Source organism: Oleiagrimonas citrea, assembly GCF_012395255.1.
GTDB classification, from domain to species: domain Bacteria; phylum Pseudomonadota; class Gammaproteobacteria; order Xanthomonadales; family Rhodanobacteraceae; genus Oleiagrimonas; species Oleiagrimonas citrea.
This window is the reverse complement of sequence record NZ_JAAZQD010000001.1, coordinates 711,316-725,464: the sequence shown is the minus strand read 5'-3', so window position 1 is coordinate 725,464 and position 14,149 is coordinate 711,316. Positions and strand designations below refer to the sequence as shown.

The following is a 14,149-nucleotide window of genomic DNA, read 5'->3' as shown; positions in this document are numbered from 1 at the left end:
ATGGATAAGCGCTGGTTGCGTGTTTCCCTGTGTGCCGGAGTATTGCTCCTGCTGAGTGCGTGCGGTTTCCATCTGCGCCGCGGCGCGCAGCTGCCGCCGGGCATGGACAAGATCCACTTGACCGTGAACGGCAGCGGTGACCTGCAGCGCGAACTGGCGCGCACACTGGAGAGCGCGGGGGCGACGCTGGTCGACGAGTCCGGCCCCGGCGTGGCCGAATTCCGGGTGCCGGTCGCGCGTTTTCGCCGCAATGCGCTGACGTTCACGGGCCGAGCGCGCGTGGGCGAGTACGCCGTGCGCTACGAGGTGCGTTTCAATGTAACTGACAGCCAGGGCAGGGTGCTGGTGCCGCTGCAGACGATCCGGCTCTCGCGCGAGTTCACCTACGATGCGAGACAGCCGATCGGGACCGAGGCGCAGACCGAGGAGATACGCAGCAGTCTGGTCAGCGACGCCGTGCAGGCCGTGCAGTTCCATCTGCGCGCCGCGGCTGAGCGCGCGACCGCTGCCGTCCCTGCCGCGTCGGCGTCGGCCATGCCGGCCGGCGCGGCGTCCGCCGTGAACTGATTCCGCACCGCATGCCCGTACCCGCCGCCCGCTGGCCGCAACAGCTCAAGGCCGACACCCTGCAGCCGGTCTACCTGCTGGTGGGCGAAGAGATGTTGGTGCTGGAAGCGGCTGATGCGCTGCGCGCCCGGGCGCGTGAACTCGGCTACACGGAACGGGAAGTGCTGAGCGTCGAGTCCGGGTTCGACTGGGACGATCTGGCACGCGCCGGAGCCGGCATGTCGCTGTTTGCCAGTCGACGCATGCTCGACCTGCGTCTGCCCACCGGCAAGCCCGGACGCGACGGCAGCAAGGCGCTGACCGCCTATTGCGAAAACCCTCCGCCGGACACGGTGCTGCTGGTGACCTGCGTGACCTGGTCGAAGAAGCACGAGGGTGCGTGGAGCAAGGCGCTGGACAAGGCTGGCGTGCAGGTCGTGTTCTGGCCGCCGCGGCCGCACGAGATGCCGGCCTGGATCGGCGCGCGCCTGGCGCGGCACGGCATTCAGGCCGAAACGGCGGCACTGTCCCTGTTGGCCGAGCGCGTCGAGGGCAATCTGCTTGCCGCGGCGCAGGAGGTCGACAAACTGGCGCTGCTGCACAGCGGTGGGCGCATGGATGCCGCGACCATGGAGAGTCTGGTTGCCGACAGCGCGCGCTACGATATCTTCCGGCTCAGCGATGCCGCCTTCGGCGGCGATGCGGCCCGAGCGCTGCGCGTGATGCGCGGACTGCAGGCCGAGGGCGAGGAGCTGATTCCGATGCTGGGCTGGCTGGTCAGCCAGCTGCAGATCGCATTGCGGTTGGCTACGGCCCCGGATTTTGCCGCGCAGGCTCGCGCCGAGCGTCTGTGGCAGGCGCGCGAACAGCTATTCCGACAGGCGCTTCGGCGTGCTCCACGCGAGCACTGGCAGGCTTGCCTGGCCCAGGCGGCCCGGATCGACCGCATGACCAAGGGGCGCGAGGGTGGCGACCCGTGGCGCGAGATGCAGCGGCTGGTCGCGCGCATCGCCGATCCGCGCGGTGCGCGAGCGCTGGCGAGCGCATGAAGCCGGTCGCGATCTTCGGCGGCACCTTCGATCCGGTGCATCTGGGTCACCTGCGTGCGGCGTGGGAAGCGGCCGAGTACCTGGATGCCGACGTGCGCATGATGCCGGCGCGGGTACCTCCGCATCGTCCCCCGACCCGCGCCAGTGCCGCACAGCGCGAGGCCTTGCTGCGCGCCGCGCTGGAAGGTCAGGACCGGCTGCACATCGATACGCGCGAATTGCTGCGCGAGGGGCCGTCCTACAGTGTCGATACCTTGCGTGATCTGCGCGCCGAGCTGGGCGCGCAGCGGTCGCTGGTGTTGCTGGTGGGGGCCGATGCCTTCGCCGGACTGGACCGCTGGGACCGCTGGAAGCAGCTGTTCGAGCTGGCGCATATCGGCGTCCTGACGCGTCCGGGCCTGCGTTCCGAGCACAGCGCGGCGCTGCGCGAGGCCGTGGAGCCGCGACGCATTGAGGACTGCGAACGTCTGCGTGGCGCTCCGCAGGGCTTCGTGATTGACGTGCCCGTAACCGCGCTGGACATCTCCGCCAGCGCCATTCGCGCACAACTGGCCGCCGGTCGCGTGCCGCGCTATCTGCTGCCGGAAGCGCTGCTGCGCGATCCGGCGCTCCTGAACGTCTATCGCGACTGAAACACGGTTGTCCGCGGCTGGCGGTATACTGCGGGCGAACGCGCCGGCCGGCGCGTCTGACCGAGGTGTAAACCACTTGTCTGCAAGCCAACCATCCGCTCAAGCCACCGTTTCCGCCCACCCCTCCGATCAGCTGCTGCGCAACCGCGTCGTTGCCGCGCTGGAGGATCTCAAGGCCAAGGATGTCGTCGAGATCGACGTTCGCGGCAAGACCTCCATCGCCGACCTGCTGATCATCGCTTCCGGCACGTCCAGCCGGCACGTCAAGTCCATCGCCGATGAAGTGGTCAAGTTCGCCAAGCAGGCGGGCGTGCTGCCGCTCGGCGTGGAAGGACAGGACGAAGCCGAATGGGTGCTGGTCGATCTGGGCGACATCATCATCCACGTCATGCTGCCGCGCATCCGCGAATTCTACGGGCTGGAACGCCTGTGGACGGTCGGTGACGGCCTCGAGGATGACGACGAAGCGCCCGAGGCGCAGCGCCAGGCCGACTGAGCGAAGAGGCACGTGCGGCGCGGTGCGCCGCACGTGCGCGAACGGCTGCGGCGCGCGCTGCCGCGGTCCCGGAGCGGATGCCTGGCATTCGCTCCGCCGTCTTGACCCGCATTCCGGGACGCGCCCATGCATACACGCATCATTTCCGTCGGCGAGCGCATGCCCTCATGGGTGAGCGAGGGATTTGCCGAATACGCCAAGCGGCTCTCGCGCGAGCTACCCCTGGAGCTGGTCGAGATCCGGCCTGGCGCGCGTGGCAAGGGGCGCGACGTGCAGCGGGCCATGGAGGACGAGGCCAAGGCGGTGCTGGCGGCGTTGCCGCGCGACACGCATGTGGTGGCTCTCGACGGGCGCGGAAAGGTCTGGTCCAGCGAGCAGCTGGCCGAGCGCCTGGCGGACTGGCGCATGAGCGGACGCGATCTGGCGTTCCTGATCGGCGGCCCCGACGGCCATGCCCCGGCGGTGCTGGAGCGTGCCGACCAGCGTTGGTCGCTGGGAGCGTTGACGTTGCCGCACATGCTGGTGCGGCTGGTGCTGGTTGAACAGCTCTATCGGGCGGCGATGATCGCTGCAGGGCACCCGTATCATCGCGCCTGATCGATTAGGACGGCCGGGTGGGCGTCAGTGCTCGCGAGTGCGTCGCAGCAACAGGGCGAGCAATGCCGCACCGCACAGAAGCTTGACCAGGACAATCAGTCCGAGGCCGCTCTCATAGCCGAACACGAACGCGCCGGAATCGTGTGTCTGTGCCGCGGCCAGCGCGTGGATCTTCGCCGTGGTGGCGCCGTCGAGCAGGCCGACAAGGTTCTGGGCGGTGGACAGGATCAGCAGTGCACCGCTGACTCCCAGGACGGTTTTTTCCGGAATGCGCATCCCCAATGACCTCTTTTCACTCCCCAGCCTGAAGATTAGCAGTTCTTTCTGGTGTGCATGCGCCGCGCTCAGTATGCTGACCGGATGCTTTATCTGGCTTCCCAATCACCGCGTCGACGGCAGCTGCTCGAACAGATCGGCGCGACGTTCCGCGTTGTCCGGGTCGATGTGCCCGAAGTGCGCGCCGATCATGAGTCACCCGAGGACTACGTGCGCCGTGTGGCGCGCGACAAGGCCTGCGCGGGGCGGGATGCACTCGATGAGGACGATGCCTGGGTGCTGGGCTCGGATACCGAGGTCGTGCTCGGCGATGAGGTGTTCGGGAAGCCCGAGACGCCTGCGCAGGCGTGCGGCATGCTGAAGCGACTGGCCGGCGTCACGCATCGCGTGATTTCCAGTGTCTGGCTGGTGCACGCCGAGCGCGAGGAATCGGCGACCTGTATCTCTCATGTGCGACTGGCGAGCATGTCCGAAAAGGAGATCGATGCCTACGTCGAGACCGGTGAATCTTTCGGTAAAGCAGGTGGTTACGCCATTCAGGGGCGTGCTGCGGCCTATGTTGAATATCTCTCCGGAAGCTATTCGGCGGTGATGGGTCTACCGCTGCACGAAACAGCGGTGATGTTGAGTGCGGCGGGCCTGTGGGCGTCTGGACGTGCATGAGCGCAGCGTCGGAACCGTATTCCGCGAAAGGGGTCTGAATAGGTATCGCAGGCATCATCGGAGGCGGGACGTGCGTTGTTTCGCGGTCTCGGCCCGCGAAGGCGCGCATGCGTCGACAGGTTCCATATGCACCGGCTATAACGATGCATCACGGAGGGAGTTGAGTCGGTGAGTGAAGAGATTCTGATCAACGTAACGCCCCGGGAGACCCGGGTGGCGGTGGTCGAAAACGGCATGATGCAGGAGGTGTACCTGGAGCGCGCGTCGCGCCGCGGGTATGTCGGCAATGTCTACAAGGGGCGCGTGCAGCGCGTCATGCCCGGCATGCAGGCGGCGTTTGTCGACATCGGGCTGGAGCGGGCGGCATTCCTGCACGCTTCGGACATTGTGCGTCCGGCGGTTTCTGCCGGAAATGGCAACGGTGACGGCGCGCCTGCGCAGAGCAACGGCAACGGCGGCACGCCGCCCATTTCCGGTCTGGTTCACGAGGGCCAGGAGATCGTGGTGCAGGTCATCCGCGATCCCATCAGCAGCAAGGGCGCGCGTCTTTCCGCGCACCTTTCGATTCCCTCGCGCTATCTGGTGTTGCTGCCCTATGCCAAGACCCTGGGCGTGTCGGTGCGCATCGAGGACGAGGACGAACGGCAACGCCTGAAGGAGACTCTCGGCAGCCTGATCGGCGAAGATCCGCTGGGCTACATCGTGCGCACCAATGCCGAGGGCCAGTCCGCGACCGCGTTGGCCTTTGACGTGACCTACCTGGGCAAGGTCTGGCGTGTGGTGCAGGAGAACATCGCCAGCAGCAAGGTTGGTGAGCGCGTCTACGAGGAGCTCTCGCTGCCGCTGCGCGCGTTGCGCGACCTGCTGCACGAGGGCATCGAGAAGGTGCGCGTGGATTCGCGCGAGACCTACGACAAGGTCTGCAAGTTCGTGCACAAGTTCATGCCCGAACTGGACGAGCGCATCGAACACTACGACGGCGAACGGCCGATCTTCGACCTGTACGGTGCCGAGGACGAGATCCAGCGCGCTCTGCGTCGCGAGGTGCCGCTGAAGTCCGGCGGTCACCTGGTGGTCGACCAGACCGAGGCGATGACCACCATTGACGTCAACACCGGTGCCTACCTCGGTTCGCGCAATCTGGAAGAGACGGTCTACCGCACCAACCTGGAAGCCGCGCAGGCGGCGGCGCGCCAGCTGCGGCTGCGCAATCTTGGCGGCATCATCATCATCGACTTCATCGACATGGTCGACGAGGAGCACAAGCGACAGGTACTGCGCACGCTGGAGAAGGCGCTGGCGCGCGATCACGCCAAGACCACGGTGTATCCGATGTCGGCGCTGGGTCTGGTGGAGATGACGCGCAAGCGCACCACCAAGAGCCTGGAATACCAGCTGTGCGAACCGTGTCCTGTCTGCAATGGCCGTGGCACGTTGAAGACGCCGGAGACGGTGACCTACGAGATCTTCCGCGAGATCACCCGCGCCGTGCGCCAGTTTGATGCCGAGAAACTGATGGTGCTGGCCAGTCCGGTCGTGGTCGACCGCATTCTGGAAGAAGAGTCGGTCGGCGTCGCCGAGCTGGAAGAGTTCATCGGCAAGACGATCACTTTCCAGGCCGAGGATCACTACGCGCAGGAACGGTTCGATGTGGTTCTGCTCTGAGCGCTCGCCAGTGCATCCGTGCCCGAAACGGCAGGTAGGTGCACGGTGAACAAGACCTGGCGGCAACGCTTGCGCCGGCTGCGTTTCGTGATCGGAGGTCTGATCTGTATCGGGCTGATCGCACTGGCTGTGCTGATCGGGTTGGTGCAGGTGCTGCTGCCGCTGGCGGCGCGGTACCCGGACCGGGTGGCCACGATGCTGAGCGAACGGCTGCACCAGCCGGTGCGGTTCGCCTCGATGGAGGGGCACTGGCAGGCCTCCGGCCCTCTTCTGGTGCTGCACGATGTGCGTATCGGCGGTCGCCATGGCGTGCCGCTGCGCCTGCCCGTCGCCGATGTGAAACTGGATTTCGGCGCCTTGCTGATTCCCGGTCGCCGTCTGGTCAACCTGCGGCTGGTCGATGTGCGGTTGGATCTGAACCGCGGCGCGGATGGCGTCTGGAGCGTAGCGGGTTTCGGCTCCGCCGAAGGCGCCGGTGCGCAGCAGAAGCTCGATCTCGGGCAGCTGCCGGGCAGTCTGTCGCTGGATCGCCTGCAGATGAATATCCACGATGCGCGTACGCAGCGCGACTGGCATCTGCGGTCGGACGCACTGCGGGTCAGCAACAACGGGCAGTCGCTGCGTTTCGCCGGACGGGTGCGGCGCCTCGGCGTCGGGTCCGGGCTGGGCGTGGTCGGGCGCATGGATCTCGATGCGGACAGCGGCACGGTTTATGTCGGCGGTGACAAGGTCGATCTGGGCTCGCTGATGTCCGGCGTGGAGGTCGGCGGTTACGGTGTGAGCGCCGGTCGCGGCAGCTTGCAGTTTTGGTTGCAGTGGAAGCATGCGCGTGTCGTGTCGCAGACCGCGCGTGTGAATCTGCGCGGTCTGGACATGCACGGTCCGGCGGGGCGCACGCGGCTGGCGCACGTGCAGGGATTGTTCGGCTTCGACCGCGACGCCGACGGCATGCGCATCCGCTATGCCGGGGCGGATGATGCGGCAGCACGCATTCTGGTGGACGGAACCGGCTCGGCGCGCACGGTACGTGCGCGAGCGCAGAAGCTCGAGTTGGCGACCCTGCTGCCGCTGGTCGCGCAAGTGCCATCCTTGCCGCCCTCGCTGGCGAAGTGGTTGCTTGCCGCGCACCCGGCCGGCATGGTCGACGCGGCGACGCTGCGCTGGACGGCCGGTGGCGGGATCCAGGCCGTCGATGCGGGTTTCTCGGCATTGACGCTGGCTCCGGGGGGCGGCAAGCCGGGCATCGGCCCCTTGCGCGGACGGCTGTTCGGTGACGCGGAGGCGCTGCTGCTCGAGCTTCCGGCGCAGCATGCCACGCTGCGCATGCCGGGAACCTTCCGCAAACCGATCGATTTCCAGCGGTTGCAGGGCGATGTGGCGATCTGGCGCAGCGAACGCGCCTGGCACGTGGGGACGGGCAAGTTCACGTTCGCTGGGCCGGGGTTCGGGGGGCAGGCGCGCGGCGAGGTGCAGATCCCGCATGCGGGCGGCAAACCGTTCGTGGATCTGTATGTGGCGCTGGGCAAGACCGCCATCCCGGCCGCCAAGCAGTTCTGGCCGGTCAACGCGATGCCGGCGGGCACCGTGAAGTGGCTGGATAGCTCGCTGGTTTCCGGGCAGCTGACGCATGCCGAGGCGGTTCTTCGCGGTGATCTGAAGGACTGGCCCTTCCATCATCACGAAGGGCGCTTCGAGGCGCGCGGCGACATTCGCGATCTGGTTCTGCGCTACAACGACAAGTGGCCGCGTGCGGAGGGCGTACACGCCATCGCCAGCTTCGTCGACGACGGCATGCTGGTGCGCGCGGATGCGGGCCAGTCGCGTGGCAACAAGGTCGGGGTCGCCGTGGCCTCGATTCCGCAGTTCAGCGATGCCGAGCTGGTGCTCAGCGTCGAGGGGGCGGGTAGCGGAGCCAGCATGCTGGACTTTGCCCGCAACAGTCCGATCGCGTCCGAGCAGGCCTCGGCGCTCAAGCAGCTGAAGCTGGGCGGTCGCGGCGATTTCGATTTCAGCCTGGTGCTGCCGTTCGATACCGCCAAGGACTTCACGCTCGCCGGCACCGCGCGCATCCGCGGTGTGGATGTGAACAACCCCGATTGGGGCCTGCGCCTGGGCAAGCTGACCGGAGCGTTGCGTTTCGATGGTCACGGACTTCGCGGGCGTGGGCTGCAGGCACAATTCAACGGTGTGCCTTCGCGGCTGGATCTCGCCCTCGGCAGTGGTGCGACGGGCGATCCGTCGCGGCCGGTCAGCGTGACTATGCACGGTCATTACGACATCGCCACACTGGTGCAGGGACGGCCGTCCCTGCAGGAACTGGCAGACGTGGCCAAGGGCGACGCCGACTTCGACATCGGTTTCGACATTGCCCGGACGGATGCCCAGGACATGCGCCAGACGCTGCATGTCGAGTCCTCGCTGCAGGGCGTGGCATTGGACTTGCCGGCGCCGTTGAACAAGCCGGCGCAGGCGACGCTGCCGTTGGATTTGAATCTGCGCCTGCCGCTCAGCGGGGGCGATCTGCGCGTGTCGCTCGGCGACAAGGCGCAGGCCTGGGCCAAGTTGCCCACCGACGACGGCGGCCCGCTCGCGCTCTCGGTCGCGCTCGGCGCCACGCAGCCGACGACCTTGCCGAGCAGCGGCATACGGGTGCGCGGGCATGGCGATGATCTGGACGTGTCCGGCTGGCTGCAGCGTGCGCTCGCTGCGCGCGGCCAGGACGGGCAGCGCGGTCCTTCGCTGGACAGTGTGGATGTCACTGCCACGCATGCGCGCGTGTTCGGCGCGACCTTCGACGACCTGCGTCTGCGCCTGACGCCGCAGACCGGGCAGATCCTGATGCAGGTGGACGGTCCGCAGGCCAAGGGCAGCCTGACATTGCCGACGAGCGATCTGGCCAAGCGCGGTGTGCTGGCGCGGCTGGATCGCCTGTACTGGCCCGACGAATCGGCGACGAACGCTGCGGCTTCGACGCAGGCGGCCGCGCCGGCTTCGGCGGCCAGCGTGGCCCCGCCGAGTGTGAACTACGCCGATACCGGCATCGCGCCGGCCGAGGTGCCGCCGCTGCACGTTTCGGTCGGCGATCTGCGGTTGGGCAAGGCGCACCTGGGCGACGCGCGCTTTGAGAGCTGGCCGACGGCCAAGGGCATGCACATCGACCAGTTGCGCACGCATAACAGCGACGTGCAGATCATGGGCAGCGGCGACTGGGTGGGTAGCGCCACGAACAGCCACACGAACATGACCATCGATTTCGGTGCCGAGAATCTGGGCAGTCTGCTCAACGCGCTGGGGTTCGGCGGATTGTTCGAGGGCGGTCGCACACGCGCCCATCTGCAGGCGGCATGGCCGGGTGAACCATCCTCGCTGGCGTTGCAGCGCATGGATGGCACGCTCGATGTGGAAGTCAGCAAAGGGCGCATCCCGGAGGTGCAACCCGGGGTCGGCCGTTTGTTCGGACTGATGGCGCTGACCGAGTTGCCGCGTCGCCTCTCGCTGGATTTCGGCGATGTCTTCGGCAAGGGGTTCGGTTTCGATTCGATCAAGGGACGTTTCCGGCTGGCCGATGGTTTCGCGCGAACCGACGACCTGCAACTGAAGGGACCTGCCGCCGACATCCGCATCACCGGCGCGACGAACCTGCGCGACAAGACCTATGACCAGCGCATTCTGGTGGTGCCGCATATTGGCAACAGCCTGCCGGTGGTCGGCGCGCTGGCCGGCGGTCCCGTCGGCGCAGCCGCGGGGTTGGCCGTGCAGGGGCTGCTGGGACGAGGGCTGAACAAGGCCGCCAGTGCGCGCTACAGTCTCACTGGGAACTGGGACAAGCCGAAGATCACCTTGCTCGAGAAGACCGCAGCACGAGCGGTTCCGGCCAGGTCGTCCTCTGCGTCGGCTGTTTCGGAGCCCGGCACAGCTGCTCCGGCCGTTTCGGATGGCGCGAGTGCATCATCCCGGCCTGCAGCATCAGGCTCCTCTCCATCCGTCCCTGCATCGGCAACCAGCGCTGGTCGGCGCTAAGCCGCAGGGTGGTCAGCGCCGTCTTGCGGACTACAATGGTCTTTCGCGCGGCGAACATCGCCCCCATCTGATCTGTACCTTTACGCACGGAATCCGTCATGACGCAGGCTTCGCTGTCTCTCGCCGAACATCGTTTGCTGACGCCCGGAGGCTTGAGTGTCAACGATCTGGATCGAGTCTTCGCACGCCTGATGGCGCCGTCGGTGGATGCCGCGGACCTGTATTTCCAGCATGCCCGCAGTGAATCGTGGGTGCTCGAGGACGGCATTGTCCGGGACGGCAACCACAGTATCGAGCAGGGTGTGGGCGTGCGTGCGATCAGTGGCGAGAAGACGGGTTTCGCCTACGTCGATGACATTGTCATGCCGCAATTGCTGGAAGCCGCCGGTGCTGCGCGCGCGATCGCGTCCAGCGGTTCCGGGCAGGGGCGTCGGCTGGCCGTGCAGACGGCCAAGGCCCTGTACCCCGCCGTGGATCCCGTCGACAGTCTGCCCAACGAGGAGAAGATCCGCGTGCTGCGCGAGGTCGACGCCTATGCGCGCAGCATCGATACGCGGGTGCGTCAGGTGGTGGTATCCCTGGCCGGCACGCTCGATACCGTGCTGGTGGCGGCGTCCGATGGCACCCTGGCCGCGGATGTGCGTCCGCTGGTGCGCCTCAACGTGCAGGTGATCGCCGAGCAGGATGGCCGCCGCGAGCAGGGCATGGCCGGTGGCGGCGGTCGCTACGACTACGGGCAGTTGCTGGAAAACGGCAACGCACAGCGCTGGGCCTCTGAAGCTGTGCGTCAGGCGCTGGTCAATCTGGAGGCGGTCGATGCACCCGCGGGCAGCATGCCGGTGGTGTTGGGGCCGGGCTGGCCGGGAGTCCTGCTGCATGAAGCCGTCGGGCACGGCCTGGAGGGCGACTTCAATCGCAAAGGAAGTTCCGCGTTCTCCGGACGCATCGGCGAGCGCGTGGCGGCCCCCGGTGTGACCGTTGTCGACGATGGCACGCTGGCGGGTCGTCGCGGCTCGCTCAGTATCGACGACGAAGGGACGCCGACGAACTGCACCACTCTGATCGAGGACGGCATCCTGGTCGGGTACATGCAGGACAAGCTCAATGCGCGTCTGATGGGGATGGAGCCGACTGGAAACGGGCGGCGCGAATCGTTCGCTCATTTGCCCATGCCGCGCATGACCAATACCTACATGCGTGCCGGCTCGCACGATCCCGAAGAAATCATCCGTTCGGTGAAGCGTGGGCTGTACGCGGTCAATTTTGGCGGCGGGCAGGTGGATATCACCAGCGGCAAGTTCGTGTTCTCCGCGGCCGAGGCGTACCTGATCGAGGACGGCAAGGTCACGCGGCCGGTCAAGGGGGCAACGTTGATCGGGTCCGGACCGGAGGTGTTGAACCGGGTCTCCATGATCGGCAACGACCTCGCGCTCGACGAGGGGATCGGCGTGTGTGGCAAGGAAGGTCAGGGCGTGCCGGTCGGCGTTGGACAGCCGACGCTGCGCGTGGACGCCATGACCGTGGGCGGTACGGCTTCCTGAAAAGGCTTATTGCGCACTCACGCAATGAGCTTCTTATAAGAAAAGATTATTTCCATTCGCGCCGATGGTTGCCGGCGAGCGATCCTGCCTGTGGTGTATCACCAGGCAAGTGGATTTATGCGAGGGGGGCTTGTCACCGCCCTCCGTTTTTTGCCGAAAACGTGCCTATCCTCGCCCTGAGTACATGCTAGGTTTGGACTCAGGGTGAGGTTCCGGTTCATGGCCGATGCCGCAATGCGGCGTTTTTGCCATGCCAGGAGCACTATTTCAAAAGGACCCGGGGACTGCCTATTCGAACTCTTGCCGTGATCTGGCAAGGGTCATTCGTTCGTATTGCTGCAAAGTATTCTGGAGGAATGTTTCATGCGTATGAAGAAAGCTTCGTTGAATCTGGCCATGGGGGCTGCGCTGGCACTCACCGCGGTGGTGCCGGCCTGGGCCGGTTCGGCACATTGGGCCGCCACGAACACGCACGCCCATGTATTGGCGACGGGAAGCAAGGTCCACGGCGCCGCTGCGCTGGATACCCCGGTGCATGTCACCATCGCACTGAAGGCGCGCAATCAGGCCGAGCTGCAGAAGTTGGCCGCCACCGCGCATGCGCCGATGAGCGCACAGGATGTCATCAATGAATTTGCCCCGACCAGCGCGCAGGTGCAGTCGGTGGTCGATTATCTGAAGGGCCAGGGTTTCACCAACATCAGCGTCTCGGCGAACCGCATGCTGGTCTCGGCCGACGGCGATGCCGCGCGCGCGCAGTCCGCGTTCAACACTTCGCTGGTTTCGGTGACCACGCCGCATGGTCGCAACGCCATCGCCAACACCAGTGCTGCGCAGGTGCCGTCGTCCATCGCCGGTTCCGTGCTGTCGGTCATCGGTCTGCAGACGGCGGCGCGTCCGCACGTGATGTTCAAGGGCAAGCCGGGTGGCGGCGGTAGCACCACCGGTACGGTGACCGGTCACAACCCGACCGAGTTCCCGACCATCTACAACGTCGGCAGCACGCCGGCGGCGACCTCGATCAATGTCGGCATCATTTCCGACGGCGACATGAGCGCCACCCTGCAGGATCTGAACCAGTTCGTCACCACCAACGGTCTGGCCACGCCGAGCGTGCAGGTCGTGTATCCGGGCGCGCAGGGCACCGACACCAGCGGTACGGCGGAGTGGGATCTGGACAGCCAGGACATCCTCGCGATGTCGGGTGGCGTCAACAAGCTGATCTTCTACGCAGCCACCTCGCTCAGCAACAGCGATCTGACCGCGGCCTTCAACAAGGCCGTCAGCGACGATCAGGCTCAGGTCGTGAACGTTTCCCTGGGCGAGTGCGAGACCTCGGCTTATCAGGACGGCTCGATGGCCGCCGACGATCAGATTCTGGCGATGGGCGTCGCCCAGGGCCAGACGTTCTCGATCTCCACCGGCGACAGCGGTTCCAACGAATGCTCTGGCGGTGGCCCGAAGGGCACCACGCCGAGCTATCCGGCCAGTTCGCCGAACGTGATCGCGGTCAGCGGCACCACGCTGGGCACCACCTCCTCGGGCAACTGGGCCGACGAGACCCTGTGGGCCGACGCCGGCGGCAGCCCGAGCACGGTCGAGCCGAAGCCGAGCTGGCAGACGCAGGGCGACAGCATGCGTGACGTGGCCGACGTGGCCTTCGACGCCGATCCGAACTCCGGTTCGATCATCATCGTCAACGGCAGCAACGCGCAGTATGGCGGCACCAGCCTGGCAGCTCCGCTGTTCGCGGCGACGTGGGCGCGTATGCTGGCCTCGCATCCGGGCCTGGGCTTCGCCGGTCCGCACCTGTACACGGTGTCGACCAGCGTTTATCACGACGTGACGTCGGGCAGTAACGGCGGCGAGACGGCCACGGCTGGCTGGGATTTTGCCAGCGGCTTCGGCAGCATCAACGTCAGTGCGCTGAATTCGAGCCTGTAATACGGTTCGCAACTAAGATGGAAGGCGCGCGTCGCGAGACGCGCGCCTTCTTTTTTGCAGGTTGGCTAAGAGGCGATACCGGCAGCGATGGAGTGCGGAGATCTGCCTGAGTCGGAACGCCAGGTGGGGCCTGGCGTTTTATCGGACGCTGTTTCAGTGGTTCAGGAATGGTCTTCGCCGGTCCACTCGCGCAACGCGCGGAAGAGATCGCGGTAGGCGCGCGGCGGCTTGTTCGCGTCACGTTCGATACGGGCCTGGCGAATCAGAGAGCGCAGGTGCTGACGGTCGATTTGAGGATACTGCGCGATCAGTTCGCCGAGGGCGTCGTCACCCTGGTCGAGCAGGCGTTCGCGCAGGGTTTCCAGACGCTGCAGAGCGGCATGCTCCTGGCGGCGACGCTCGTGGTTCTCGCCCAGCGCGGCCTGTGCCGCTGCGAAGGCATCCTCGTCATGGCGGCGCATCAGCTTGGCCAGGTAGGCCATCTGCCGCTTGCGTGCACCATGCGCGCGGATGCCGCGCACATGGGCGATCTCGGCGCGCACGTCGTCGGGCAGTTCGATCTGGCCGAGGCGGTTGGGCGTCAGGGCGACCAGTTGCTCGGCCAGCGCCAGCACCGCCAGCGCATCCCGCCGCCGTTGGCTGCGGCTGGGGCCGAGGTCGTCTTGGGAATCGAGTGAATCGTGTTCGCCAGTGTTCACGGAAAAAGTTCGATGAGAGTCG

General features: G+C 66.4%; 12 protein-coding genes. 10 read left to right on the top strand and 2 right to left on the bottom strand.

Annotation, left to right across the window (positions count from 1 at the left end; translation table 11 throughout):
- The 5 genes from HF690_RS03215 (at position 1) to rlmH (ending at position 3,320) form a co-directional block, all read left to right on the top strand.
- Complete coding sequence (locus HF690_RS03215; RefSeq protein ID WP_168608407.1) at positions 1-567, top strand: LPS-assembly lipoprotein LptE; 567 nt, start codon at positions 1-3, stop codon at positions 565-567.
- A gap of 11 nt (positions 568-578) precedes the next feature.
- Positions 579-1,595, top strand: a complete 1,017-nt coding sequence (gene holA, locus HF690_RS03210; RefSeq protein ID WP_168608406.1) for a DNA polymerase III subunit delta — start codon at positions 579-581, stop codon at positions 1,593-1,595.
- Positions 1,592-2,227 (top strand): nicotinate-nucleotide adenylyltransferase, encoded by a 636-nt coding sequence (gene nadD, locus HF690_RS03205; RefSeq protein WP_168608405.1) that lies wholly within the window; start codon positions 1,592-1,594, stop codon positions 2,225-2,227. The genes holA and nadD overlap by 4 nt, the downstream gene beginning before the upstream one ends.
- A gap of 133 nt (positions 2,228-2,360) precedes the next feature.
- Positions 2,361-2,723: a ribosome silencing factor gene (gene rsfS / locus HF690_RS03200; protein ID WP_240151572.1), complete on the top strand. Its 363-nt coding sequence runs from the start codon at positions 2,361-2,363 to the stop codon at positions 2,721-2,723.
- 126 nt (positions 2,724-2,849) lie between these two features.
- Positions 2,850-3,320, top strand: coding sequence for a 23S rRNA (pseudouridine(1915)-N(3))-methyltransferase RlmH (gene rlmH / locus HF690_RS03195; protein ID WP_113065300.1), 471 nt, complete (start codon positions 2,850-2,852; stop codon positions 3,318-3,320).
- Between the two features lie 24 nt (positions 3,321-3,344).
- Here rlmH and HF690_RS03190 read toward each other — a convergent pair whose 3' ends face one another.
- Positions 3,345-3,596, bottom strand: coding sequence for a hypothetical protein (locus HF690_RS03190; protein ID WP_113065299.1), 252 nt, complete (start codon positions 3,594-3,596; stop codon positions 3,345-3,347).
- 84 nt (positions 3,597-3,680) lie between these two features.
- On the opposite strand from HF690_RS03190, the gene HF690_RS03185 reads away from it, so the two are divergent.
- The 5 genes from HF690_RS03185 (at position 3,681) to HF690_RS03165 (ending at position 13,429) form a co-directional block, all read left to right on the top strand.
- Entirely contained in the window at positions 3,681-4,259 is a 579-nt protein-coding gene (locus HF690_RS03185; RefSeq protein ID WP_113065298.1) for a Maf family protein, read from the top strand.
- 168 nt (positions 4,260-4,427) lie between these two features.
- Positions 4,428-5,924 (top strand): ribonuclease G, encoded by a 1,497-nt coding sequence (rng, locus tag HF690_RS03180; protein WP_168608403.1) that lies wholly within the window; start codon positions 4,428-4,430, stop codon positions 5,922-5,924.
- 45 nt (positions 5,925-5,969) lie between these two features.
- Complete coding sequence (locus HF690_RS03175) at positions 5,970-9,944, top strand: YhdP family protein (protein ID WP_168608402.1); 3,975 nt, start codon at positions 5,970-5,972, stop codon at positions 9,942-9,944.
- Positions 9,945-10,042: 98 nt separating this feature from the next.
- On the top strand, positions 10,043-11,485 hold the full coding sequence (gene tldD / locus HF690_RS03170; protein WP_168608401.1) for a metalloprotease TldD: 1,443 nt from the start codon (positions 10,043-10,045) through the stop codon (positions 11,483-11,485).
- Positions 11,486-11,848: 363 nt separating this feature from the next.
- Positions 11,849-13,429 carry a S53 family peptidase gene (locus tag HF690_RS03165; protein WP_113065294.1) on the top strand — a complete coding sequence of 527 codons (1,581 nt, stop codon included), beginning with the start codon at positions 11,849-11,851 and terminating at the stop codon, positions 13,427-13,429.
- A gap of 161 nt (positions 13,430-13,590) precedes the next feature.
- Here HF690_RS03165 and yjgA read toward each other — a convergent pair whose 3' ends face one another.
- Positions 13,591-14,127, bottom strand: coding sequence for a ribosome biogenesis factor YjgA (gene yjgA / locus HF690_RS03160; protein ID WP_240601808.1), 537 nt, complete (start codon positions 14,125-14,127; stop codon positions 13,591-13,593).
- Between the last annotated feature and the right edge of the window lie 22 nt (positions 14,128-14,149).

What these genes read in the sequence shown, in the direction of transcription:
- HF690_RS03215 (WP_168608407.1), top strand. Translation starts at nt 1, where the DNA reads ATGGATAAGCGCTGGTTGCGTGTTTCCCTGTGTGCCGGAGTATTGCTC.
- holA (WP_168608406.1), top strand. Translation starts at nt 579, where the DNA reads ATGCCCGTACCCGCCGCCCGCTGGCCGCAACAGCTCAAGGCCGACACC.
- nadD (WP_168608405.1), top strand. Translation starts at nt 1,592, where the DNA reads ATGAAGCCGGTCGCGATCTTCGGCGGCACCTTCGATCCGGTGCATCTG.
- rlmH (WP_113065300.1), top strand. Translation starts at nt 2,850, where the DNA reads ATGCATACACGCATCATTTCCGTCGGCGAGCGCATGCCCTCATGGGTG.
- HF690_RS03190 (WP_113065299.1), bottom strand. Translation starts at nt 3,596, where the DNA reads ATGCGCATTCCGGAAAAAACCGTCCTGGGAGTCAGCGGTGCACTGCTG.
- HF690_RS03185 (WP_113065298.1), top strand. Translation starts at nt 3,681, where the DNA reads ATGCTTTATCTGGCTTCCCAATCACCGCGTCGACGGCAGCTGCTCGAA.
- tldD (WP_168608401.1), top strand. Translation starts at nt 10,043, where the DNA reads ATGACGCAGGCTTCGCTGTCTCTCGCCGAACATCGTTTGCTGACGCCC.
- HF690_RS03165 (WP_113065294.1), top strand. Translation starts at nt 11,849, where the DNA reads ATGCGTATGAAGAAAGCTTCGTTGAATCTGGCCATGGGGGCTGCGCTG.